This window comes from Microbacterium sp. GQ128 (assembly GCF_059758615.1).
In genome coordinates this window covers 1-22,931 of the sequence record NZ_JCAXDY010000003.1, presented here as the reverse complement: position 1 = coordinate 22,931, position 22,931 = coordinate 1, and the positions used below count along the sequence as shown (strand labels likewise).

At 70.0% G+C, this 22,931-nt stretch carries 20 protein-coding genes; 9 read left to right on the top strand and 11 right to left on the bottom strand.

Going from position 1 to position 22,931, the window contains the following annotated elements; translation table 11 throughout:
• Positions 1 to 69: 69 nt before the first annotated feature.
• Both recQ and AC6CHX_RS10345 read right to left on the bottom strand, forming a co-directional pair.
• Entirely contained in the window at positions 70 to 2,118 is a 2,049-nt protein-coding gene (gene recQ / locus AC6CHX_RS10350; protein WP_498272753.1) for a DNA helicase RecQ, read from the bottom strand.
• A 59-nt stretch (positions 2,119 to 2,177) separates the two neighbouring features.
• The gene (locus AC6CHX_RS10345) at positions 2,178 to 2,687 is read right to left on the bottom strand and encodes a MarR family winged helix-turn-helix transcriptional regulator (RefSeq protein ID WP_136040910.1); all 510 of its coding nucleotides are present in this window, start codon (positions 2,685 to 2,687) and stop codon (positions 2,178 to 2,180) included.
• Between the two features lie 59 nt (positions 2,688 to 2,746).
• On the opposite strand from AC6CHX_RS10345, the gene AC6CHX_RS10340 reads away from it, so the two are divergent.
• Genes AC6CHX_RS10340 through AC6CHX_RS10325 form a run of 4 tightly spaced genes read left to right on the top strand, consistent with a single transcriptional unit; the run spans position 2,747 to position 6,655 of the window.
• Positions 2,747 to 4,189, top strand: coding sequence for an MFS transporter (locus tag AC6CHX_RS10340; RefSeq protein WP_498272752.1), 1,443 nt, complete (start codon positions 2,747 to 2,749; stop codon positions 4,187 to 4,189).
• Between the two features lie 59 nt (positions 4,190 to 4,248).
• A complete protein-coding gene (locus tag AC6CHX_RS10335; RefSeq protein WP_452327129.1) occupies positions 4,249 to 4,593 on the top strand; it encodes a GNAT family N-acetyltransferase in 345 nt (114 codons plus the stop codon).
• Complete coding sequence (locus AC6CHX_RS10330; RefSeq protein WP_498272751.1) at positions 4,590 to 5,525, top strand: pirin family protein; 936 nt, start codon at positions 4,590 to 4,592, stop codon at positions 5,523 to 5,525. Before AC6CHX_RS10335 ends, AC6CHX_RS10330 begins: the two co-directional genes overlap by 4 nt.
• Positions 5,526 to 5,530: 5 nt before the next feature.
• Complete coding sequence (locus tag AC6CHX_RS10325) at positions 5,531 to 6,655, top strand: DUF6226 family protein (protein WP_498272750.1); 1,125 nt, start codon at positions 5,531 to 5,533, stop codon at positions 6,653 to 6,655.
• A gap of 60 nt (positions 6,656 to 6,715) precedes the next feature.
• On the opposite strand, the gene AC6CHX_RS10320 is transcribed toward AC6CHX_RS10325, so the two are convergent.
• From AC6CHX_RS10320 to AC6CHX_RS10280, 9 genes are all read right to left on the bottom strand, one after another.
• A complete protein-coding gene (locus tag AC6CHX_RS10320) occupies positions 6,716 to 8,173 on the bottom strand; it encodes a sodium/solute symporter (RefSeq protein ID WP_498272749.1) in 1,458 nt (485 codons plus the stop codon).
• Entirely contained in the window at positions 8,170 to 8,544 is a 375-nt protein-coding gene (locus tag AC6CHX_RS10315) for a heavy metal transporter (protein ID WP_136040904.1), read from the bottom strand. The genes AC6CHX_RS10320 and AC6CHX_RS10315 overlap by 4 nt, the downstream gene beginning before the upstream one ends.
• The gene (locus AC6CHX_RS10310) at positions 8,541 to 9,281 is read right to left on the bottom strand and encodes a LytR/AlgR family response regulator transcription factor (RefSeq protein ID WP_498272748.1); all 741 of its coding nucleotides are present in this window, start codon (positions 9,279 to 9,281) and stop codon (positions 8,541 to 8,543) included. Before AC6CHX_RS10310 ends, AC6CHX_RS10315 begins: the two co-directional genes overlap by 4 nt.
• Positions 9,282 to 9,292: 11 nt before the next feature.
• Positions 9,293 to 10,474, bottom strand: a complete 1,182-nt coding sequence (locus AC6CHX_RS10305; RefSeq protein ID WP_498272747.1) for a sensor histidine kinase — start codon at positions 10,472 to 10,474, stop codon at positions 9,293 to 9,295.
• Positions 10,475 to 10,482: 8 nt separating this feature from the next.
• Positions 10,483 to 11,718: a type II toxin-antitoxin system HipA family toxin gene (locus AC6CHX_RS10300; protein WP_498272746.1), complete on the bottom strand. Its 1,236-nt coding sequence runs from the start codon at positions 11,716 to 11,718 to the stop codon at positions 10,483 to 10,485.
• Positions 11,715 to 12,002 carry a helix-turn-helix domain-containing protein gene (locus AC6CHX_RS10295; RefSeq protein WP_498272745.1) on the bottom strand — a complete coding sequence of 96 codons (288 nt, stop codon included), beginning with the start codon at positions 12,000 to 12,002 and terminating at the stop codon, positions 11,715 to 11,717. Before AC6CHX_RS10295 ends, AC6CHX_RS10300 begins: the two co-directional genes overlap by 4 nt.
• A 102-nt stretch (positions 12,003 to 12,104) precedes the next feature.
• On the bottom strand, positions 12,105 to 12,350 hold the full coding sequence (locus tag AC6CHX_RS10290) for a YbdD/YjiX family protein (RefSeq protein WP_498272744.1): 246 nt from the start codon (positions 12,348 to 12,350) through the stop codon (positions 12,105 to 12,107).
• A gap of 1 nt (position 12,351) precedes the next feature.
• The gene (locus AC6CHX_RS10285) at positions 12,352 to 14,604 is read right to left on the bottom strand and encodes a carbon starvation CstA family protein (RefSeq protein ID WP_498272743.1); all 2,253 of its coding nucleotides are present in this window, start codon (positions 14,602 to 14,604) and stop codon (positions 12,352 to 12,354) included.
• 178 nt (positions 14,605 to 14,782) lie between these two features.
• Positions 14,783 to 17,968, bottom strand: coding sequence for a S8 family peptidase (locus AC6CHX_RS10280; protein WP_498272742.1), 3,186 nt, complete (start codon positions 17,966 to 17,968; stop codon positions 14,783 to 14,785).
• A 188-nt stretch (positions 17,969 to 18,156) separates the two neighbouring features.
• On the opposite strand from AC6CHX_RS10280, the gene AC6CHX_RS10275 reads away from it, so the two are divergent.
• The 5 genes from AC6CHX_RS10275 (at position 18,157) to AC6CHX_RS10255 (ending at position 22,872) form a co-directional block, all read left to right on the top strand.
• Positions 18,157 to 18,702, top strand: a complete 546-nt coding sequence (locus AC6CHX_RS10275) for an ECF transporter S component (protein WP_376102898.1) — start codon at positions 18,157 to 18,159, stop codon at positions 18,700 to 18,702.
• An 82-nt stretch (positions 18,703 to 18,784) separates the two neighbouring features.
• Positions 18,785 to 20,515, top strand: a complete 1,731-nt coding sequence (locus tag AC6CHX_RS10270) for an ABC transporter ATP-binding protein (RefSeq protein ID WP_498272741.1) — start codon at positions 18,785 to 18,787, stop codon at positions 20,513 to 20,515.
• Positions 20,516 to 20,592: 77 nt separating this feature from the next.
• A complete protein-coding gene (locus AC6CHX_RS10265; protein ID WP_498273203.1) occupies positions 20,593 to 21,378 on the top strand; it encodes an energy-coupling factor transporter transmembrane component T in 786 nt (261 codons plus the stop codon).
• Between the two features lie 10 nt (positions 21,379 to 21,388).
• The gene (locus tag AC6CHX_RS10260) at positions 21,389 to 22,264 is read left to right on the top strand and encodes a siderophore-interacting protein (protein ID WP_498272740.1); all 876 of its coding nucleotides are present in this window, start codon (positions 21,389 to 21,391) and stop codon (positions 22,262 to 22,264) included.
• Positions 22,261 to 22,872, top strand: coding sequence for an ECF transporter S component (locus tag AC6CHX_RS10255; RefSeq protein WP_136040893.1), 612 nt, complete (start codon positions 22,261 to 22,263; stop codon positions 22,870 to 22,872). Before AC6CHX_RS10260 ends, AC6CHX_RS10255 begins: the two co-directional genes overlap by 4 nt.
• The last annotated feature ends 59 nt before the right edge of the window (positions 22,873 to 22,931 follow it).

Genomic DNA, 22,931 nt, shown 5'->3' with positions numbered 1-22,931 from the left:
CAACGGCGGACCGGGATGCCCCCGCCTCGCGTTGTCACCTCACGACAGGAGCACCCTTCGCCGCGGCGGTCAGGCGGCGGCGATGACGGCCAGCACGCCTTCGCCGTAGGCCTCGCGCTTCTTCGCGCCGATGCCGGTGATGCCGTCGAGGTCGGCGAGGGAAGCCGGACGATGCTCGGCGAGGGCGCGGAGCGTGGCGTCTCCGAACACGATGTACGCCGGCACCCCCTGCTCACGTGCGGTCTCGGCCCGCCAGGCGCGCAGCGCCTCGAACAGCCCGCGGTCACCGGCATCCAGCGCGTCGGCAGCGCTCGCCTTGCGCGCCCGCGACGACGAGGCCGGACGCCCGATGGTGTCCTTGCGTAGCGGCACCGCGGTCTCGCCGCGCAGCACGCCCGCCGCCTGCTCGCCAGGCGCGAGGGTGCCGTAGTCCCCCTGAGCCACCAGGATGCCGCGGGCGAGGAGCTGCCGCACGACACTGCGCCAGTCCTGGTCGGAGAGGTCGTTGCCGATGCTGTACGTCGCGAGCTTGTCGTGCCCCTGTTGGCGGATGCGCTCGGTCGAGGCTCCCCGCAGGATGTCGATCAGGTGCCCCGCGCCGAACGCCTGGTTGCGCTCGCGCTTGAGCCGCACGATCGTCGAGAGCAGCTTCTGCGCCGGGACGAGGCCGTCGAAGGTCTCGGTGTCGTCGAGGCAGGTGTCGCAGTTGCCGCAGGGCTGCGACTCCTGACCGAAGTACCCGAGCAGGTTCTGTCGGCGGCACTCGACCGTCTCGCACAGGGCGAGCATCGCGTCGAGGTGCTGCCCCATCCGCATCTTGAACGTGCGGTCGCCGGGGCTCTGGTCGATGAGCCGGCGCTGCTGCACCACGTCGCCGAGTCCGTACGCCATCCACGCCACCGACGGCTCACCGTCGCGGCCGGCACGACCCGTCTCCTGGTAGTACCCCTCGACCGATTTCGGCAGGTCGATGTGCGCGACGAAGCGCACGTCGGGCTTGTCGATGCCCATGCCGAACGCGATGGTCGCGACCATGACCACGCCGTCTTCGCGGAGGAAGCGCGCCTGGTTGGCCGCCCGCACCTCGGCGGGAAGACCCGCGTGATACGGCAGCGCGTCGAGGCCCTGAGCGGCGAGGTAGGTCGCCGTCTGCTCGACCGACTTGCGGCTGAGCGCATAGACGATGCCCGCGGGCTGGGTGCCGTCGTCGCTCGCCGGCGTCTGCGACTTGATGAACGCCACCAGCTGCTTGCGCGGATCGACCTTGGGCACGATCCGGTACTGGATGTTCGGGCGGTCGAAGCTCGCGACGAAGTGCGCAGCCCCCTCGAGGTGCAGCCGCTCGGTGATCTCCTTGTGCGTCGCGGCGGTCGCAGTGGCCGTGAGCGCCATGCGCGGCACGCCGGGGAACCGCTCGCCCAGGTCGCCGAGGGCGAGATAGTCGGGGCGGAAATCGTGCCCCCACTGCGACACGCAGTGCGCCTCGTCGATCGCGATGACGCTGAGCGTTCCGCGCTGCAGCAGGGCCGTGGTCTGCGCGTTCGACAGACGCTCGGGGGCGACGTAGATGAGGTCGAGCTCGCCGGCGACGTAGGCCCGTTCGACCTCGCGGCGCTCGTCGATCGCCTGGGTCGAGTTGAGGTACGCGGCGTTGACGCCGTTGGCGCGCAGCGCGTCGACCTGGTCGTGCATGAGCGCGATGAGCGGGCTGATGACGAGCCCCGTGCCCTCTCGCACGAGCGCCGGCACCTGGTACGTGATGCTCTTTCCGCCACCGGTCGGCATCAGCACGACGGCGTCTCCCCCGGCGATGACCTGCTCGACGATGTCGGCTTGGTCTCCGCGGAACTCGTCGTACCCGAAGACGGTGTGCAGCGCCTCGCGTGCGGTCGGATAGCGGCTCGGGGTGGCTCGGCGCACGGCGGGCGCACGGCCGGCGGATGAAGAAGGCGCCACGGGAGTGACCGGCCCCTGCCCCCAGTCGAGCGGCGGCTCGTAGCCCGCGCCCTGCGGCTCCCAGTCCATGGGCTCGGGCGGTGCGGACGACTCCCAGCCGTCGTCGTAGGGCTCGTCGGCGTACGGCAGATCCGCGTACGGGTCACGGGGAGTCTGCGGCATCCCTCCAGCGTAACGACCCCCGCCGACGCGGGCGGCGCGTCATCCACAGCCGACGAGGTTCAGCCCGCGGTCGACCGGTCGTAGGCGCGGATGAGGTCGTCGAGGAACTTCGCCACCGTCGCTCGTTCCTCGTCGCTCATGGCGGCGATCTGCGCTTCGACCTCGCCGATGAGCGGTTCGATCAGGCGCTCGGCATCGGCTGCGGCATCCTCCGACGCCGTCACGATGAGCTTGCGCCCGTCGGAGGGATGCCGGTCCCGACGCACGTGCCCCCGGTCCTCGAGCCTGTTGAGGACAAGGGTCATGGCGGCGGTCGAGATCTCGACGCGATGAGCCAGCTCGGTCGGAGTCGTGGGGCCACGCGAGATGAGATGGTCGAGCACCTCTAGGCCCGGCGCATCGAGTTCGAGCTGCTTCGCGATCGATCGCTCGAAGCGTTGCTGCCTCATCGTGAGCTGCTGCACGCGGGTGCGGATGTCGCTTTCGTGAATCTCGCCAGCGTCGTGCCGACGTGACGGATCGTACGCCGAACCCGCCTCCGGCGCCCGCTCGGGCCGTTTGACATCCATGCGTTCCATGGTAATACTTCTTATTGCTAATTTGATTGATAATCAAGAATTGAGATGAAATGAACAAGGCCACCGAAACTCCGTATCGCTGGCGCTGGGCGATCCTCGGGGTGATGCTCGCCGCCGAGATCATGGACATGCTCGACGCGACGATCGTCAACGTCGCCGGTCCCTCGCTGGAGTCCTCCCTGGGGACGAATGCCCTGGGGCTGCAATGGGTCATCGGCGGCTATGCGCTCGCACTGGGAGCCGGACTGATCCTCGGCGGTCGCCTCGGTGACCGCTACGGACGTCGTCGAATGTTCCTCGTGGGGCTGGCAGCGTTCACCGTCGCCTCGCTGCTCTGCTCACTCGCCCCGACCGCCGAGCTGCTGATCGCGTTCCGCCTGATCCAGGGCGCGGCCGGAGCCCTGCTGCTCCCCCAGGGCCTCGGTCTGCTGCGCGAGAACCTCTCCGGCACTGAGCTCGCCGTCGCGTTCGGCATCTTCGGTCCGGCGCTGGGCCTCGGAGGCATCCTGGGCCCCATCATCGGCGGCGGGCTGATCGAGGCCGACATCCTCGGTCTCGGATGGCGGTCGGTCTTCCTCGTGAACATCCCCATCGGCGTCATCGCACTGATCGTGGCGTGGCGCATCCTGCCGCGACGATCCGGAGATCGTGCCGTCCGAATCGACATGCTCGGCGCGGCCGTCATCGTCGCGTCCTCCGGCATTCTCGTGCTCGGTCTCACCTTCGGCCCCGAGCTGGACTGGCCGGTGTGGGCGTGGGCGTGCGTGGCCGCGGGTCTGGCCGGCTTCGTCATCTTCGGCTGGCAGCAGCGACAGCTGCTCGCCCGCGGCGGGGTCCCGCTCGTCACGGCGACGATGTTCACCCGCCGCGCCTACACATTCGGACTGGTGGGCATCGCCCTGTTCTTCAGCAGCCTGACCGGTACCCAGCTGGTGCTGACGCTGTTCCTGCAGGTCGGCAGCGGCTTCAGTGCGGGTGAGGCTGGGTTGGGCAACCTTCCGCTCGCGCTCGGCTCCGCGGTCGGCGGTGCGATCAGCGGCGCGTGGCTCGCGGAGAAGATCGGCCGATCCGTGCTCCAACTCGGCGCGGTGACCCAGCTGCTGGGCGCTGGGCTGCTGTGGATCGAGCTCCAGCAGCCGGGCGACTTCAGCATCTGGACCATCGCCCCGGGCATCGCCCTGTTCGGCGTCGGCGGAGGTGCGATCATCGCCGCACTGTTCAGCACGATCCTTGCGGCGGTGAAGGATGACGAGATCGGTTCGGCGTCGGGCGTTCTCACCGCGGTCCAGGCGATCGCGAGCGCGGTCGGCGTCGCGATCTTCGCCTCGGTGTTCTTCGAGGCCGCAGGGTCGGGCACGGCGGCGCAGGCTTATCAGCAGACCTTGATCGTCCCCGCGATCATGCTCGTCGCCTTCCTGGCGCTGACCTTCCTCTTCCCCAAGAAGAGCCGGGAGGATGCGCACGGAATCACCGTGATGGAGAAGGTCGGCTGACCACCCCACCCCCGACGGGCGGGCGTAGGTTGGAGGCACCCCGTTCGAAGGAGCATCCGATGGCCGACATCACCGTGACCCGCGACGACGAAGAGTCGCGCTACGAGATCCGCTCCGACGACGTGCTCGCGGGCTTCGCGGTGTTCGACCTGCGCCCCGGGACCATCCGCTTCCTCCACACCGAGGTCGATCCGGCGTTCCAGGGCCAAGGGCTGGCGGGAAAGCTCGCGGCGGCCGCGCTGGCGGATGCCACGGAGCGCGGCGAGGCGATCGTCCCCCTGTGCCCCTACATCGCCAAGTACCTCGAGACGCATGAGGTGCCCGGCGCCGATATCCGCTGGCCGAAGTCTCCCTCCGGACCCGTCGGATCCGCAGGTGAGGACCCGACGGGGCGAGCCGAATGATCGGGCAGCGCCGCCTCATCCTCGAGCCGCGCGAGGTGCCGCTCGGCGGAGTGCGCGGCATGAACGTGCTGCGGGCACTGCCACACCGCAACCTGCCGACGATCGGAGCCTGGTGCTTCCTCGACCGGTTCGGGCCCGCCGACACGAAGATGCGGGTCGAGCCGCATCCGCACGTCGGGCTGCAGACGGTGACCTGGCCGCTGGTCGGTGAGATCCGCCACCGCGACTCGCTCGGCAGCGACGCCGACCTGCGGCGCGGTCAGCTCAACCTGATGACGGCCGGCAACGGCATCTCGCACTCCGAGTACTCGATCGGCGACGGACCGGTGCCCCTCGACGCCCTGCAGTTCTGGGTCGTGCTCCCCGATTCCGCCCGCCATGGCGCGGCCGGATTCGAACGGCACACCGAGCTGCCCGCCGCCGTGATCCCGGCCGACGACGGCGCGGATGCCGAGGCCACGGTCGTGCTCGGCGAGTTCGCCGGCGTGCGCTCTCCCGCCACGGTGCACACCCCGATCGTCGGAGCGGAGATCGTGCTCGCGCCCGGGTTGCGGGTGCGTCTGCCGCTGCGCGCGGACTGGGAGCACGCGCTCATGCTCGTCGAGGGCGATGCCGTGGTCGCAGAGCATCCGCTCGACCGCAACGGGCTCCTCTACCTCGGCGATTCCCGCGACGAGGTCGAAGTGTCGAGCGTTGAGGGCGCCCTGCTGTTCCTGCTCGGCGGCGAGCCCTTCGAGGACGACATCGTGATGTGGTGGAACTTCGCCGGACGAACGCACGACGAGATCGTCGCGGCGCGGGAGGAGTGGGAGGCGGAGTCGGCGACCGGCGCGGCATCCCCCCGCTTCGGCGCCGTCGAGGGTCACGATGTACGCATCCCGGCCCCGCCGCTCCCCGACGTGCGGCTCATGCCGCGGAGCCGGAAGCTCTGAGTCCGATGTCGTCGACGGACATCTTCCCCGGCGCGCTCGCGCCGATGCCGGACGCCACGACCTCCGCCATGCTGATCTGGCCGAGCGCCGAGCCGATCCCGCCCGCGCGGTTCGTGGAGGGCTTCGAGCCCTTCGAGACCTTCGCGCGTGACGCCGGCGCGGACCCCGCCGCCCTCGCCACCGACTTCAGCGCGCTGTGGGACTTCGTGGCCGCGCACCCGGAACTCCTCGATGCTCCCGAGACGGCGGAGGCGACGGCGCGGTTCCTGGGGAATGCGATCGCCGTGGCGCACCCGGCGGCGCTATGGCGCTTCACGAGCGAGCCGGAAGTGGGCACCTCGATGATGTCGATCCCGGTCGCCGGCCTGCTGCGGGGGATCGTGGAGCACCCGGAGCAGCGCGAGTCGTTCCGGGAGATGCTCGCCTCCTGGCCGCAGGCCGACCGCGACGCGGAGGAGTTCGAAGCCCTCTCCCGCGACGAGGTCGACATCGACTTCGTCGTCGCCCCGGTGCCGTTCACGCGTCCGGTGCTCGCGGTCCCGGAGTTCGTCGATGAGTCCGGCCAGATCATCGAGTACGGATCCCGCTGGGGCGACGACTCGCCGCCGGAACACGCCTACTCACGGGTCTCGCATCCGGAGCGCTTCGCGCCGGTGGTGTCCGTCGTCGACGCCCTGGTCGACCACCTCGAGACCTGGTACGACGTCGACGTCGACCGACGTTCCGACGAGTCGGGGGAACGCGTCTGGCGCCTGCGCCCGACGACCGGGGCGACGGTCACCCTCACCGGGCCGGCCGAATCCGTCCGCATCGAGGCCGGAGCCCTGACCCGGGAATACGCGCCCAGCTGCACCTGCGACGCGTGCGACGAGACCGCCGAGAGCGTCGCCGACCACCTCGAGGAGACCCTGCTCGCCATCGCCGCCGGCGGCCTGCGGGAGGTCTTCCCCGTCGGGCACCGGCGCTGGCTGCACACCGAGCTGCGCACTCCGGGTGGCGGCGGACGGTCAGGCGGCGGCGAACCCGACCCCTCGCTCTCGGCGGAGCAGCTCGACGATGCCGCACACCTCCTCGCACGCCTCCCCGACGGCTGGTGGCCCGCCTGGACCCTGCGGTCCGCCCAGTCCTGACCCAGCCACGCGCCGCCCCGCGTCCCGCGCCTGCTCCGGTCGGAACGAGAGCCTCCGGGCTCAGCCGCGCGCCGGAGTGTGCACGCGCGCAAGGAACCGCTCCGTGCGCGGCGACGGCCCCCGCGGGTCGAGGAGCGACACCGCGACCGTCACCGCCGTGGCGAGCGGGATGGTCCAGGCAGCGGGCTGCGCGAGGTAGGGCGCCGCGACCCCCACTCCCCCGACCGCCGCGTGCACGAGCAGCGCGAGACCGGCGGCCAGCCCGCCCGACACCATCCCGGCAACCGCTCCTCGAGCGGTGAGCCCGCGCCACCACACGCCGAGCAGCACCACGGGCGACAGCGTCGACGCCGCCACCACGAACACCACGCCGACGCTCGATCCGAGGCCCGCCGGGGCCGTGAGCAGCGCGACCGCGAGCGGCACGACGGCGCAGAGCACGGCCGACAGGCGGAACGATCGCACCGAGCCGGAGAACACGTCCTGGCTGATCACGCCCGCGAGCGACACGACGAGTCCGGCCGAGGTCGCCAGGAATGCCGCGAACGCCCCCGCGACGATCAGCGCGGTCAGCAGTTCCCCGAGCAGCCCGGGGAAGACCCGCGAGGGCAGCAGCAGCACCACCGTGTCCGCCACCCCGGGGACGGCGAGGTCGGGAGCGGCGATGCGGGCCAGCAGCCCCATCGTGCTCGACACCGCGTAGAACGCGCTCACCATGCCGATCACGATCACCGTCGTGCGACGCGCCGACACCCCGGTCGGGCTCGTGTAGAACCGCACCAGGACGTGCGGCAGGCCCATCGTGCCCAGCAGCAGTGCCAGCAAGAGGGAGGCCGTCTCGTAGACGTCGAAGCCTGAGGGCCCCGCCTCGACGGGGAACACGAGTGCCGGATCGAAGTCGTGGGGCCCACCGCTGAGCGCGAAGGCGATGAACACCACCGGCACCAGGAGGGCGGTGAGCTTGAGCCAGTACTGGAAAGCCTGCACGTAGGTGATCGCCCGCATGCCGCCGGCCGCGACCGCCGCCGCCACGAGCACCGCGACGGTCACCGCTCCCACCCACTCCGGCAGACCGGCGACGACCAGCAGGGTGAGCCCGGCTCCGTGCAGCTGCGGCACGATGTACAGCCAGCCGATGACGAGCACCGCGATGCTCGTCACGCGCCGCGCGGAGGTCGACTCCAGCCGGGCCTCGATGAAGTCGGGGATCGTGTAGGCGCCGCTGCGTCGCAACGGGGCGGCCACGAACACGAGCACCAGGAGGTAGCCGGCGGCATAGCCGATCGGGAACCAGAAGCCGCGCGCACCATCGAGCAGCACGAGGCCCGACAGCCCGAGGAACGTGCCGGCCGAAAGGTACTCGCCGCTGATCGCCGAGGCGTTCCACACCGGCCGCACGGTGCGCGAGGCGACGAAGAAGTCTCCCGTCGTGCGCGAGATACGGAGGCCGTAGATGCCGATCAGCAGCGTCGCGACGATGACCAGCGCGACCCCGACGAGGTCAAGCACCGCGTTCATTCGCGATCCCGCAGCGCCCGGTACCGGCGCTCGTTGCGGCGGGCGGTGCGCACGTACAGCACCGCGAACACCACGATGATCGGGTAGAACGCGTACGCCTGCAGCAGCCAGGACAGCGGCAGGCCCCACACCAGGATGCGGCCGATCTCGGGGATGAGCGCGATCGCCAGGGTGAGCGCGACGACCACGACCACGAACCCGGCGACCGTCCCCAGTGCGAGGCGGAGCTGGCTGCGCATCAGGGCCCGCGCGTACACGGCATCCGCTTCGTCCACGGGAGCACCGGGCAGTGCGATGCCGCGGGTGAGGGTCGCCGGCCGCCGGTCGGGGAGGTCGGCCGTGACGCGCACCCGCTTCGGCTTCTCGGTCATCCGGCGCCCTCTCCGCGCACCAGCGCCTCGCGCACGGCCGGCACCATCCGTCGGCTCACCGGAAGCGAGAGCCCGCCGATCGAGACGGCGGCCTCCGCGCCGGAGAGACGCGCCTCGGTCACGGCGGAGACGCGCACGAGCGACGAGCGGTGGATGCGCAGGAACCCGGCATCCGTCCACCGCGTCTCCAGCTCGGAGATGGGGATGCGCACCAGATGGCCCGCGCCGTCGCCGGTGTGCAGCCGGGAGTAGTCGCCCTGCGCCTGCACCCAGGTCACCTCGCTGCGCCGCACGAACCGCACCGCGGAGCCGACCGTGACCGGCAGCACCTCGTCGTCACCGGATGCCGTGGCGTCGCCGACCTCGACCACCCGGTCGACCGCCTGGCGCAGCCGCGCGGCCCGCACGGGCTTGAGGAGGTAATCGGCCGCGCGCAGCTCGAACGCCTCCACCGCCTTGGCATCGTCGGCCGTGACGAAAACGACCGCCGGGGGCACGGCGAGAGTCATCAGGGCCCGGGCGAGTTCGGTGCCGCTGAGCCCCGGCATGTGGATGTCGAGGAAGGCGATCCGCACCGCGCGCTCCGACATCAGCCGCAGCGCCTCGGCCCCCGACGACGCCGTGAGGATCTCGCCGATGCGCGGATCGGTGCGCAGCAGGTGCACGAGCTCGTCCAGGGCGGGGTTCTCGTCATCCGCGACGAGGACATCGACCGGCAGCGCGCTGTTCGTCGGCATCGTCATCGTCGTCACTCGGTGTCCGGATCGTGCTGCGGTTGGGACTTCGGGACCCGCATGCCCACCAGGGTACCCGCGCCGGTGTTCGTCTCGACCACCAGACCACCGTCGGCACCGTAGAGCTGGCGCAGCCGGGTGTCGACGTTGCGGAGGCCGACGTGCACGCCGTCGTCGCTCGCGGTGAGCGTCGCCCGCAGGGCTTCGGGGTCCATCCCCACGCCGTCGTCCTCGACGGTGATCTCGGTGTGCGTGCCGTCGTCGCGCGAGGCGATGCGGATCTCTCCCCCGCCCTCGCCCGGTTCGAGCCCGTGTCGCACCGCGTTCTCGACGAGCGGCTGCACGGAGAGGAAGGGGATGACCGTCGCGAGGGTCTCCGGCGCGATCTGCAGCGTCACCCGCAACCGGTCGCCGAAGCGTGCGCGCTCCAGCTCGAGGTAGGAGTGGATGCTGCCCAGCTCCTCGGCGAGCGTGGTGAACTCCCCCTGCCGCCGGAACGAGTAGCGCGTGAAGTCGGCGAACTCGAGCACCAGCTCCCGGGCGCGTTCGGGGTCGGTGAGGATGAACGAGGCGATCGCGGTGAGGGCGTTGTAGATGAAGTGCGGCGAGATCTGCGCCCGCAGCGACCGCAGCTCCGCCTCGGCCAACTGCGTCCTCGATGCGTCGAGTCCGCCGAGCTCGACCTGCGCCGCGCACCAGTCGGCCACCTCTTCGGCCGCCCGCACGAGTGCCGCCCCCACGGGTGCCGCGAACGCCACGACGACGCCCACGACCCGGCCGTCGACACGGATCGGCGCGCCGACGGCCTCGAGGTCGTCGTCACGGCCCGATGCGGGGAACACCTGCCGACGCCCGGAAGCCCTGACCTGCGCCGCGATGCGGACCGCCGCCGACTCCAGCCCGTCGGACGAGCCGTCGAACGAGACCGTGTCGTCGGAGCCGACGATCGCCACCGCGGCGCTGCCGAGCAGCACCCGCAGATGGCGTGCGGCCTTGACGACATCGGGGGCCGCGAGACCTGCGCGCAGGTGCGGAGCGGCGAGGCTCGCCTGATGCAGAGCCGTGAGCGCCGCCTGCTCCGCGTCGCTGCCGAGGTAGGTCGCCCCGCGCGCGAGCCGGCGGGCGAGCAGCAGCAGCAGCGTCAGGACGACGCCGCCGAGCACGCCGAGGACCGCTGCGAGGACGACGTCGGTCATGGGATCAGCTACTTTCGACCGGCCGCGGCCACGAGGTCGAGCCTCGGTGCGATCGATTCATCCATGCGTGAGATCTCCTTCTCGGAGATGCGATTGCGTCGCGCGCGATCCGGCCACGACGAGAGCGTCTCGGCCACCCTCGCCATGTGCTCCCGCGCCCTGCGCTGCGTCAGGTCGCAGTCGTCCGCGAGCGCGAGAAGACCCTCGATCTCCGTGTCATACGTGTCGGCACCGGCGATCGAGGTCGACCGGCTCCTGGCGAGATCCGGATTCGGATTGACGTCGAAGGCGGGGCTGAGCGTCCAGGCGTTGCCATCGCTGAGGAAACCATGGTTGCGCAGGTGGTCGTCCGTGTTGCCGAGAACGACGTTGGCGATCACTCTGTCGTAGAGGTCGGCGAGCCCGGCGCGAGGCGAACGCGCGATGTCGCGGATGGCGTCGGCGATCTCGACGTAGTCATGGTGCTCGCCGTCCGCGGCGCCGATCGCCGTCATGGCGCTGATGTATCCGACGCGCTGCTGCGTCGCGTCCCGGTCGAAGCGGCGCAGGATGAGAACGCAGCGCTCCCCCAGTCGTGTGAGACGGAACCCCGGCACGGCGATACCGCAATCCGACAACAGACCGAGGCTGGTCGCCTCCCAGGCCATGACGTCCCAATCGTCGCTGGAATGCGGGAATTTCGCGAACCCGAGAGACCCGTCCTCGAGTCGCACCGATGCCTTCGGCCGCGCGCCTCCCAGGCCTGTGGTCCCGGTGTCGAGCAATTGCTTGACCGCCTCGGTGTAGTCCTCGTCGCCGGAGAGCTCGTCGCTGCGGCGCAGGAGGTTCGGAAGTTCGACGATCGCCGGGACATGAGCTTCCGCACCGAGGAAGTTCTCCGTCCCCGCGGCTCGAAAGCGCAGCGCGCCCTGGCGGGTGTCGTCGCTCACGCCCAAGAGGTAGCTCACGTCATCGAGGCTCCGCGGAGCCCGACCGGCCTCGCGGGCGGCTATCCGCTCGGCCTTGTCGATGAGGTTGCGGCCCCAACGGTCTGGCGAACTGTCCGAGAACGCCCGCAGCATCCCCGGCTGATACTGGGGGCCGGGAACGAGCTGCAGCGACGGATCGATGTTCACGCCGCCACGTGAGAGGTACGCAGCGTCATAGAGGAAGGTGGTGGCGAGCGACCTGCCCGTCGTGAAATGCGCCTGTCCGACCAGCTGCATGTCGCCACGGTCGTCGCTGTAGACCTCATAGTCGCTCATCGCGCGCGTGTCTTCTCGAGGCTCGATGCGCGGAGCCGACCGATGTCGGTGCTCAACGGGTCGGCGGCGTTCACGACCGCCTCGAGGATGCCGAGCGCCCGCAGCACCTGAGCGACGTTCTCGAACGTCACCGACGCGTTGCCCGTCTCGATCTTGCGCAGCGTGTCCCGGGAGATGTTCGCTCGCTCCGCGACCTGCTGGGCCGTCAACCCCAGCACCATGCGCCATCCCCGGATGTGCTCGCCGAAAGCCTCCATGTCCCGCGTGATGCGATATCCGGCCATGCGTGCCACCTCCTCGACGTAGCTATGACGAACATATTAGCCATAACGCGGAGTTATGACCAGAATGTTCGTCATAGCTTGCCTAGGGCGCCGCCGCAGATCTCAGCAGCAGCGCGCACCGGGGTTGCGGTCCTGGTCGTCCATCCGCTGCCGCCAGAACTGCCGCTCGGTCAGCGGCTCCTCGTCCGGGTGCACGCGCCGCTGATGGGCGACATAGGTCGCATAGGCGCTGTCGCCCATCAGGTTCGTCATGTACCAGCGGATGCCGCGGCCCACCCGTCCCACGGCGCCCAGCAGCGTCCGCAGGAGGGTGGTCGCGGCATCCGTCCGACTCATGGTGTCGGCCATCTCAGTGCGACGAGGCCTTGCGCTCGTCGGCGAGGATCGGCTCCCACTGCTTCTCGAGCTCGCGCTCCGCGGAGCTGGGCAGGAACCCGGCCGGGGCGAAGCGGCGCGAGGCGACCGGCTCGTCTTCGGTGTTCTCGCCGCCGCCGTTGCGGATGGCCTTCACCGTGGCGATCACGGCGGTGACCATGACGACGATCGCGAGCGTGACGAAGATGATCGACAGGGTGCCCTGCACGGCCGTGTTGCGGATGACCGCGTCGAGCACCGCCGGTTCACCGAGCGCGGTGTCACCCGAGTCACGGGCGGCCACGTACTTGAAGTGGTTCGCCCAGTAGCCGATGGCCGGCACCGGGGACGCGATCTTGTACAGCGACGCCGTGATGGTCACGACCGCGGTGAAGGCGAGCGGCAGCGCGATGATCCACAGCCACTTGAAGTAGCTGCGGCCGCGCTTGGCGACGATCGCCAGCACCACGGCGAGCGCGATCGCGGCGAGCAGCTGGTTCGCGATGCCGAACAGCGGGAAGAAGGTGTTGATGCCGCCGAGCGGGTCGGTCACGCCGAGGATGAGGATCGCTCCCCAGCCGGCGACCATGATCGCGGTGCAGATCCAGACGCCGGGACGCCACGAGACGTCACGGAACTTGGGGAACCAGGCGCCGATCGAGTCCTGCAGCATGAAGCGCGCGACACGGGTGCCGGCATCCACCGCGGTGAGGATGAACAGCGCCTCGAACATGATCGCGAAGTGGTACCAGAACGCCATGAGCGCCTGGCCGCCGAGGGCCTGCTGCATGATGTGCGCGAGGCCGAGTGCCAGGGTCGGAGCCCCACCGGTGCGCGACACGATCGACTCCTCACCGACCAGCGTGGCCGTGCCGGTGAGCATCTCGGGCGTGAGGTTCACCCCCGTCAGGCCCAGAGAGTTCACGAAGGCGACGGCCCCTTCGACCGTGCCGCCCGTCGCCGAGGCCGGCGCGTTCATCGCGAAGTAGATGCCCTGGTCGATCGAGATCGCGGCGACGAGGGCCATGATCGCGACGAACGACTCCATGAGCATGCCGCCGTATCCGATGAAGCGCGTCTGGCGCTCCTTCTCGATGAGCTTGGGCGTGGTGCCGGACGCGATCAGCGCGTGGAATCCCGACAGCGCTCCGCAGGCGATCGTGACGAACAGGAAGGGGAAGAGGGGACCGGCGAAGACCGGACCCATACCGTTCTCGCCGAAGATGCTGATCGCCGGGACCGTGATCTCGGGGCGCACCAGCACGATGGCTCCGGCGAGCATGACGATCACGCCGATCTTCATGAAGGTCGACAGGTAGTCACGCGGGGCCAGCAGCAGCCACACCGGGAGCACAGCGGCGATGAAGCCGTAGATGATGATGCCCCAGGCGATGGTGGTGCGGTCGAGGTGGAAGATCGCCTGACCCCACTCGGTGCCGGCGACCCAGCCTCCGCCGATGATCGCGGCCATCAGCAGTGCGAAGCCGATGATCGAGACCTCGGTGACCTTGCCGGGACGCAGGTAGCGCAGGTAGACGCCCATGAAGAGCGCGATCGGGATGGTCATGGCGACCGAGAAGACGCCCCACGGACTCTCGCCGAGCGCGTTGACGACGACGAGGGCGAGGATCGCGACGATGATCAGCATGATCAGCAGCGAGGCGATGATCGCCGCGGTGCCGCCGATCTTGCCGAGCTCCTGTCGCGCCATCTGGCCGATCGTGCGACCGCCGCGGCGCATCGAGAAGAAGAGGACCGTGTAGTCCTGCACGGCACCGGCGAGCACGACGCCGACGATGATCCAGATGGTGCCGGGGAGGTAGCCCATCTGCGCGGCGAGCACCGGTCCGACGAGTGGTCCGGCGCCGGCGATGGCGGCGAAGTGGTGGCCGTAGAGCACGCGCCGGTCGGTGGGGACGTAGTCCTTGCCGTCCTGCTTGACCTCGGCGGGCGTGGCCCGGCGGTCATCGGGCCGGGTGATGTACTTCTCGATCACCTTCGAGTAGAAGCGGTAGCCGATCAGGTACGTGCAGACCGCGGCGAACACGAACCAGATCGCGTTGACGGTCTCGCCGCGGACGATCGCGAGCATGGTCCACGCGACGGCACCCAGCAGGGCGATCGCCGCCCAGAGGATGACCTTCGGCAGGGTCCAGCGGTTCGCCTTCTCGTGATGCTCCTCGGTGAGGGCGACGGAGGGGAGTTTCGGGTCGGTGACGATGACGGGTTCGGTGCCCGGTGCGGTCATGGGAGTCTCCTCGGGATACGCGACATTGCGTTCCCCCACGTTAGGAAAGGGCGGAGGCCGGACACGGAGCCGGAAGCGGATGCTGCGACGAGCGGCACCGATCACGCGATGAACGGATGCCCGTGCGCGCACACAGCGCCCCGCGGAAGGGAGACCGCGGGGCGCTGTGCTGTGGGGGCTACTCCGGTTTCGGCGTCTCCGGTGCCCCGGTCTCCGGTGCCGGAGTCGGCGCCGGGGTCTCCGGTGCGGGAGTCTCCGGGGCCTCTGCCTCCGGTGCATCCGTCTCCGGTGCCGGGGTCTCCGGCGCCTCGGCCGGCGGCGTCTGCTTCTCCGCGTCCGGCGTCGTCACCGTCACGACGGTGCGGACGGCCGAGTCGCCGTACTGGACGAGTCCGAGGTAGCGGGTGCCGGCTGTGAGGCCGGTCCAGCTGAGGTCGTAGCTCGTCTTCTCACCGCGGACGGCGGCGATCGGATTCGGCGTCGCGGTGAACGCACCCTCGCCGCCCGGCTGCACGTTGGCGTAGGACATGTCCCACGTCATCGGCCCCGTCGTCGAGTACACGTTCGCCACCACCAGGTAGGTGCCGGCGGTCGGGGCCGGAACCGTGACCTGCTCGTCTGCCGAGCCGGTCGCCGACTGCCAGTTCTCGTAGTACCGCAGGTCGTCCGGGCTCACCACGCGGTACACGGTGAGGTCGAGGTCGCTGCCGTCGTCGTCCGACGAGTCGAGGTCGAACCGGGAGAGCGTCGTCCCCTCCGGCACGTCCACGATCCAGGCGACGTCCTTGTTCGCATCACCCGAGTTCTCGTCGCCCGAGTGCCCCTCGACCGGGTTGTCCGGGTCGCTGAGCAGCTCGTAGGCGGTGAGGCCCGAGAGGTTGAGAGCCAGGTCGCCGTCGAGACCGGGGGTGATCTCCACCGACGTGCTGCCGTCGACGCCGGTGCCGGTGACCTCTGCCGGGGCATCCGCCGTGACCGGGAACACCGCGATCGGCGAACGCACCGAGTTCTTCGCGCTCTTCCAGGTGAGCGAACCCGTCGCCCACTCCTCCACCGGCGCGCTCTTGTTGTCGAACGTGACGGTGAAGGACTTGGTCTGACCCGGCTTGTCGAACTTCAGCTGCTGCGGGGTGACCTTGACGTCGACACCCGGGACGGAGGCCTTCGCGGTGAAGGTGCCCTTCTCGGTCGACGTGACCGTGCGGGTGACGGTCTGCGCGCTGGCGAGGGAGCCGATCGAGATCGACGCCTGGTTCAGATCGCTGCCGTCGATGGGCTCGATCCCCGGGAAGTCCGACAGGCCCTTCCCATCGAGGAACGCCGCCCAGTCCTTGACCCCGTTGAGGTACAGCAGACCGGGGTTCAGGTACCGCTTCGGGTCGACCTGACCCGCACCCTGCTCGAACGGGTCGGTGTTCTTCGATCCGTCGGGCAGCACGGTGTCGTAGGCGGTGGTCATCATCGCCGACCGGATCTCACCCGGCGTCGCCTTCGGGTGCTCACCGAGGTACAGCGCCCCGAGACCGGCCACGTGCGGCGAGGCCATCGAGGTGCCGGAGAGGATGCCGAAGGTCGGCTCCTCATCGGGTCCGTTGTTCGTCGCCGCGAGGATCGCGACGCCCGGGGCCGCGACATCCGGCTTCAGCACATCGCTGCCGTCGGCCAGCATCGGTCCGCGGCTCGAGAAGCCCGCGATCTGCGGGGTCGGGGTGGTCACGCCGGTGGTGTTCTCGCCGACGAGGGTGATCGGACGGTCGACGCCGCCCTGCACGTAGGCGAGTACGGCGGCGCGGTGCACGGCGTTCAGGTGCACGGTCGGGACGGCGTGGAAGTCGTTGTCGAGCGAGTCCGCTCCACCCGGCACGTTCACGAGGACCATGCCGATGCCCCCGGCATCCTTCACGACCTGCGACTTCTCGGCGCGTGCGTTGCCGCCGCGGTCGCAGACCACGATGTGTCCGGCGACCTTCGCGGGGTCGAGGGTGCCCGGCAGGCAGAGCTGCGGGTCGACGGCTCCGGCCGCGGCGGCATCCACCGCGGCGATCGACGGGCCGGTGACGCTCTCACCGAACGGCACGCTCACCGATGCTCCGGCCTGCTCGAACCCGTCGAACTGCACCGTGCCCTCCCAGGTGGGGATGGTCGATGCGGCGACGGTCGTGTACCAGGGCGACGCGTGGTCGGCCGTGACCGGGTCGGGGCCGTCGTTGCCGGCACTCGTCGCGACGAAGACGCCCGCAGCCGCGGCGTTGAAGAACGCGATGTCCTCCGGCGCCAGCACCGTGCTCGCAGCCCCGCCGCCGATGGAGTAGTTGATCACGTCGACGCCGTCGGCGACGGCCTGATCGATCGCGGCGACCAGGTCGCTCAGCGCGCAGATGTCGTCGGTGGTGACGGTCGTGTCCGGGCCGACGTAGCAGGCCTTGTAGGCCGCGACCTTCGAACCGGGGGCGACGCCCGAGACCGTGCCGAAGTCGACGTCCTCGATCGCGGCGTCGACCTTGAAGTTGCCCGCCGCGGTGCTCGCGGTGTGCGAGCCGTGGCCGTCGCCGTCACGCGGCGAGAGGTAGTCGTACTGGAAGTCGAAGCCGGCGGCCTCGGCTCCGGTGTAGAAGTACTGTCCGCCGATGAGCTTCGACGAGTAGTCGCTCTTGTCCCAATCCTGGCCTTCGACCATCGCACCCTGGAACTGCCCGCCGTCGGACTTGTCGAAGTACACGTAGGTGCCGTCGGTGTAGGGCTGGTTGCCCTTGTGCCGGCTCTGCTGCTTCTTCTGCTTCTTGATCTTCTTGCCCTCGAAGGAGGGGTGCTCCGGCGCGATGCCGGTGTCGATCACGCCCACCACGACGCCTTCGCCGGCCTTCTCGACGCCGCCGGTCTGCTGCCACACGCCTCCGCGGCCCTTGCGGTCGTCGCCGAGCCCGAGGAAGTCGGTGGACGTCTGCGCGTCGGGGTGCCTGACCTCGTCCGGGTAGACGCCGAGGACGTCCTTCGACGCACGGAGCGCATCGACCTGCTCGCCGGAGAGGTCGGCACTGAAGCCATTGAGTGCGACCTGATAGGTGTTGTCGGGCGTGACGCCCACGTCGCTGATCAGGTCGGTCTGCTGGGTCTGGAGGTGCTTGACGTACCGCTGCGAGTCCTGCGACTGCGTCTCGAGCTGCTCGCCCTCGGCGGGCTTCGTGGCCTTCAGGCCCTTGACGTCGCCCTCGTAGCTGGCGAGCGGATCGGCCTTCATGACCACGATGTAGTGGCCGGGGGTGCCCGCGACCGGGACAGGATGCGTCACCTCCTCGGTCGCGGCGTAGCCGGTTGTTGCCGTCGATGCGATGAACAGAGTCGCCAGGGTGGTGGCTGCTGCCATCCGGAGGGGTGTTCGACCCATGTGCTGCTCCCGATGATCACGGTGCAACCGCGTTGCTGCACCGCGGCCAACATAGCCCCGCTCTTCGCCGCCGGAGAGAGAACTGGTCGATCGGCCAACCGGCCTTCGCCGATCGGCCAGGGTTATGCACGGCCGCCCTCCCGATAGGTCGACAGTAAGCTGGAGAGGTGGCCCGCACCCCCGTCCTGACGACCCGAGTACTGCTCGTCTGCGCAGCGATCGGCGTCGCGACGGGCATCCTCGCGGGCATCGCCGGATGGGTGACCCCCGTGCTGCTGGCGAGTCCCCTGCTGTTCCTCTACGGCCTCGTGCTCGGCTCGCATGTGCTGCCGGGGATCATCGCGCAGGAGGTGCTGCGACTGCCGCTGGTCGCCCTGATCACCCACGTGTTCGCGGCGCTGATCGCGAGTGCCTTCAACCCGGCCTGGGCGCTGCGGTTCATCGGCACCGCCCTGCTGTTCGGGCTCATCCAGGAGGGCGTCGCCGCCCTCACCCGCTACCGGTCCTGGGGGCCGTGGCGCTTCTTCATCTCGGCGGCCGTGATCGGTGTGATCGTCGCGGTCGTGGTGTTCTTCGCCGCGCACCTGTCGGTCATGCCTGTATGGGCGCAGATCCTGTACCTCGCGATCTCGGTGCTCGGCCCGATCGCGTGGACCGCAGTGGGGCTCGCGATCGGCTCGGCGCTGCGCAGGGCCGGGGTCGCTCGGCGCTGACCGCCGGGTTTCTGGTCGATGGCGGATCAGGTAAGGCTCAGCTAAGTTAGACGAGTACGATCCGTCGACCCGGGACTCCGCCGTGCGCCCATCCGCGCCCCTGCTGAGCGTGCGTGAGCTCTCGCTCACCCACGCCGATGCCGCGCACCCCTCGCCCCGCGACGTGACCTTCGACATCGACCCCGGAGAGGTCGTGCTGCTGCTCGGACCATCCGGCTCCGGCAAGTCCACCCTCACGCTCGCCCTCAACGGGCTGATCCCGCACGCGTTGCCTGCGACCATGACCGGCACGGTCGAGGCCGGCGGAATCGACACCGCCGCCGCGCAGCCGGCCACGCTGAGCACGCACGTCGCCATGGTCTTCCAGGACCCGGATGCGCAGATCGTCACGGGCACCGTCTACGACGAGGTGGCGTTCGGCCCGGAGAACCTCCTGCTCGCACTCGACGTCGTACGGGGCCGCGTCGAAGCGGCGCTGCGTCGGGTGGGACTCTGGGATCGGCGCGACGAGAACCCGGATCACCTGTCCGGCGGAGGGCGGCAGCGGCTCGCGATCGCCTGTGCCCTCGCGATGGGCTCTCCGCTGATCGTGCTCGACGAGCCGACGGCCAACCTCGACCCGCAGGGCATCGATGACGTCTACGCGGCACTGGCCGATGTGGTCGCCGCCGGAGACCGCGCGATCCTCCTCGTCGAGCACAACCTCGACGCGGCGATGGACTTCGTCACGCGCACCATCGTGCTCGACCGCGACGGCAGGGTCGTGTTCGACGGGCCGGCGGCCGAGGTCATCCGTACGCATGCCGACGAACTCGTCGGGATGGGCGTCTGGCTGCCGGCGGCGACGCTCGCCGCGCTGCGACTGCGGGATCGGGGCTTCTCCTTCGATCCCCTGCCGCTGACTCCGGACGAGCTCGGCGCCGCCCTCGCGGAGGATGCCGCCTCTTCCTCCTCTGCTCAGTCGACGAGCGGAACGCCGCCGCGGTCGACGAGCGATGAGCGGGGCGATGAGCGAGGCGATGAGCGGGGCGGCGAGACGAAACGCGCCACCGAGGCGATCATCCGTGCCCGCGGGTTGACCGTGCGGCGCCGACGGACCGAGATCCTGCACGGGATCGACCTCGACCTCGAACCGGGGAGCCTCACCGCGATCGTGGGCGCGAACGGTGCCGGCAAGACCACCCTGATCCAGGCTCTCGCGGGCGTCGTGCCGCCCCCGCGGGGTCAGGTATCGATCGACGGCATCGATCCGGGCACGGCCTCGCCCCGCGACCTCGCCGCGCGCCTCGGCTTCGTGTTCCAGAACCCGGAGCACCAGTTCATCGCGCACACGGTGTTCGACGAGCTGGCGCACGGGTTGCGGCTACGGCATGTGCCGGAGACGGAGATCGCCTCCCGCGTCGAGGAGATGCTCACGCGGTTCGGCCTCGAGCACAAGGCGGGCGTGCACCCGTTCCTGCTGTCGGGCGGCGAGAAGCGACGGCTCTCGGTCGGCACGGCTCTGATCACGCGGCCGCGCGTCCTCGCGCTGGACGAGCCGACGTTCGGGCAGGACCGCGCGCGGGCGGCCGAGCTGCTCGATCTGCTGCAGAACCTCCGCGCCGAAGGCACGACGATCGTGATCGTCACGCACGATCTGCAGCTCGTGGCGGAGCACAGCACGCACATCGTGATGCTCGCCGAAGGGCGGGTGCGGGCGGCGGGTCCCACCGCGTCGCTGTTCCGCGATCAGCAGCTGTTCGCCGACGCCGGGCTCCGCATGCCGGCGCTGCAGCGCGTGCTGGCATCCGCAGGCCTCGAGGTGACCCGGTGAGCGCCGGCGTCACGGGCAGCGCTGCACGCCGCGTTCCCCACGCCGCCGGAGATCGTGCGTTCGATCCCTATGCCCGGATGACGGCGACCTCGCCGCGTCAGTTCCTCTACGCTCTGAATCCGCTCGCGAAGGTGGCGGGCTTCGCCCCGGCGATGGTGCTGCTCGTGTTCGTCCGCGACCTCGCCACCCCGGCCGCGTTCCTCCTGCTCGCGTACGTGCTGATCCTGGTCGGCGCCCGCCTCACGCGTCGACTGCTCGCTCTGCTGCTGCTCGGACTCCCGGCGGGCATGCTGCTGGTCGCGGTCGGATTCTCGCTGTGGGTGGACGCCGGTCTCGTCGACGGCAGTACGCCGCTCGTGCGGATCGGCGACTGGACGCTTTACAGCGGTGCTCTGGTGATCGGGTCGGCGACGGCGCTGCGCCTCGGTTCGATCACGGCGCTCGCCCTCGTCGGCGGACTCACCACCAGTGGTCCGGATCTCGTGCGGGCGAGCGTGCAGCAGCTGCGGGTGCCGTACCGCGTCGGGTACACGGCGCTGGCGGCGTTCCGGTTCGTGCCGAGGTTCGGGCATGAGCTGGCTGTGATCCGCGCGGCGCACCGGGTGCGCGGGTACCACGGCGGGGGCGGACCGTTCGCCCGCATCGCTCGCGGCTGGGGCTACATCGTGCCGCTCCTCGCCGGTGCCATCCGCCATGCCGAGCGCGTCGCCCTGGCGATGGATTCCCGGGCCTTCGGCGCCCATCCCACCCGCACCGAGCGGCATCTCGTGCCGTTCCGTGTGCGGGACACCGTCTTCACCCTCACGACACTGCTGGCGTCCGCCGCCATCTTCGTCGCCTTCTTCCCCTGGCAGCTTCCCTGAAAGGCGCCCCATGGCATACAGCAAGCTGGTCAAACCCGAGACCACCGAGCTCATCCATCTGACGGTCCTGCGCACCGAGCGGCTTTCGGCGCACTGGATCCGCGTGACTCTCGGCGGCGGTGAGATCGAGAAGTTCCGGCCGATGGGCTTCGACCAGTGGTTCCGGCTGTTCCTGCCCATCGGCGGCGATGCGGGCCTCGAGCGGGTGCCGGCGAAGGCGAACAAGATGTTCGGGTATCTGAAGTTCCTGCGCATCCCCGACGGCGAACGGCCCGTGATGCGCAACTACAGCGTGCGCGCGTATCGTGCGGCGACAGCGGAGGCCGGCGCCGAGATCGACGTGGACTTCGTGCTGCACGGCTCGGCCGCCGACGGCACGGCCGGTCCGGCATCGCGCTGGGCGGAGACCTGCCAGCCGGGTGAGCATGTGCTGATCATCGACGAGGGGCTCACCTTCAACCCGCAGCGCGGCACGGATCGCGTCGTGCTCGTCGGGGACGAGACGGCACTGCCGGCGATCGCCTCGATCAGCGCATCGCTGCCCGTGGATGCCACCGGCACCGCGATCATCGAGGTGCCGAGCGAGGAGGATGCGCTGGAGTTCCCGCATCCGTCCGGTCTCGAGGTCGTCTGGATCGTGCGCCCTCACGATGTCGCTCCCGGTGCGCTGGCGCTGCAGACGCTGGGCCGCACCGCGCTGCCCGATGCCCCGTTCCACGCGTATGCGGCCGGTGAGCAGGCGCTCGCCTCTGGTGCCCGCAAGCACCTGGTGGGTGAGCGCGGTGTCGACAAGAGCGCCGTGAGCTTCTGCGGGTACTGGAAGATCGGCGCGGCTTCTCCGGCATCGAAGGCCGCTCGCGAGGCGGCAGCGGAGCCGCTGGCATGAGCGGCACGGACGCGGCGGTTTCCCGGCGAGGATCGGGCGGTACCGCGCGAAAGCCGGGTGGGCGGTTCCGCTTTCCCACCGCGATCCTGCTGACCTGTGCCGCGCTCGGTGTGGCGGGCGGCCTGCTGCTGGCGCCGGCGAACTGGTTGTCGACGCTGCTCTTCCCCGTGGCGCCCTTCGCGAGCGTGGCGCTGGCCGGGCTCTGGATGCTGCCGTCGGTCATCGCGCTGCGTCTGCTGCGACGCCCGCTGGTCGGGCTCCTGGTGGGCCTGCTCGCCGGCCTCGTGATCGTGCCGTTCTCGGGATACGGGTTCGGCAGCGTGGCGACGAATCTGTGGTGGGCGGCGTTCACCGAGCTGCCGTTCCTCTTCGTGATCTGGCGGTACTGGGGCACGTGGATGCACTATGTCGGCGCTGTCGTGGTGAGCTTCGTGTACCCGGTGCTGGCGTGGGCGTCGTTCGATCTGGGCAGCTTCCCGCTCGCCGTGCAGGCGCTGTTCTTCACGATCACGCTGGCCAGCTGCGTCGGTACCACTGCCCTGGGAATCCTCATCGCCGATCAGCTCCGCAAGGCCGGTGTGGGCGGTCGCCGCTCGCAACGATCCTGATGTGACGCCGGCTGCGACCGTTCCCCGGCGCCCCGCACCCGGTCTGCGCGGATGCATGG

Bases quoted from the DNA above. Each gene is read 5' to 3' on its own strand.
- recQ (WP_498272753.1), bottom strand. From the start codon at position 2,118: ATGCCGCAGACTCCCCGTGACCCGTACGCGGATCTGCCGTACGCCGAC.
- AC6CHX_RS10345 (WP_136040910.1), bottom strand. From the start codon at position 2,687: ATGGATGTCAAACGGCCCGAGCGGGCGCCGGAGGCGGGTTCGGCGTAC.
- AC6CHX_RS10340 (WP_498272752.1), top strand. From the start codon at position 2,747: ATGAACAAGGCCACCGAAACTCCGTATCGCTGGCGCTGGGCGATCCTC.
- AC6CHX_RS10335 (WP_452327129.1), top strand. From the start codon at position 4,249: ATGGCCGACATCACCGTGACCCGCGACGACGAAGAGTCGCGCTACGAG.
- AC6CHX_RS10330 (WP_498272751.1), top strand. From the start codon at position 4,590: ATGATCGGGCAGCGCCGCCTCATCCTCGAGCCGCGCGAGGTGCCGCTC.
- AC6CHX_RS10325 (WP_498272750.1), top strand. From the start codon at position 5,531: ATGTCGTCGACGGACATCTTCCCCGGCGCGCTCGCGCCGATGCCGGAC.
- AC6CHX_RS10320 (WP_498272749.1), bottom strand. From the start codon at position 8,173: ATGAACGCGGTGCTTGACCTCGTCGGGGTCGCGCTGGTCATCGTCGCG.
- AC6CHX_RS10315 (WP_136040904.1), bottom strand. From the start codon at position 8,544: ATGACCGAGAAGCCGAAGCGGGTGCGCGTCACGGCCGACCTCCCCGAC.
- AC6CHX_RS10310 (WP_498272748.1), bottom strand. From the start codon at position 9,281: ATGCCGACGAACAGCGCGCTGCCGGTCGATGTCCTCGTCGCGGATGAC.
- AC6CHX_RS10305 (WP_498272747.1), bottom strand. From the start codon at position 10,474: ATGACCGACGTCGTCCTCGCAGCGGTCCTCGGCGTGCTCGGCGGCGTC.
- AC6CHX_RS10300 (WP_498272746.1), bottom strand. From the start codon at position 11,718: ATGAGCGACTATGAGGTCTACAGCGACGACCGTGGCGACATGCAGCTG.
- AC6CHX_RS10295 (WP_498272745.1), bottom strand. From the start codon at position 12,002: ATGGCCGGATATCGCATCACGCGGGACATGGAGGCTTTCGGCGAGCAC.
- AC6CHX_RS10290 (WP_498272744.1), bottom strand. From the start codon at position 12,350: ATGGCCGACACCATGAGTCGGACGGATGCCGCGACCACCCTCCTGCGG.
- AC6CHX_RS10285 (WP_498272743.1), bottom strand. From the start codon at position 14,604: ATGACCGCACCGGGCACCGAACCCGTCATCGTCACCGACCCGAAACTC.
- AC6CHX_RS10280 (WP_498272742.1), bottom strand. From the start codon at position 17,968: ATGGCAGCAGCCACCACCCTGGCGACTCTGTTCATCGCATCGACGGCA.
- AC6CHX_RS10265 (WP_498273203.1), top strand. From the start codon at position 20,593: ATGACGGCGACCTCGCCGCGTCAGTTCCTCTACGCTCTGAATCCGCTC.
- AC6CHX_RS10260 (WP_498272740.1), top strand. From the start codon at position 21,389: ATGGCATACAGCAAGCTGGTCAAACCCGAGACCACCGAGCTCATCCAT.
- AC6CHX_RS10255 (WP_136040893.1), top strand. From the start codon at position 22,261: ATGAGCGGCACGGACGCGGCGGTTTCCCGGCGAGGATCGGGCGGTACC.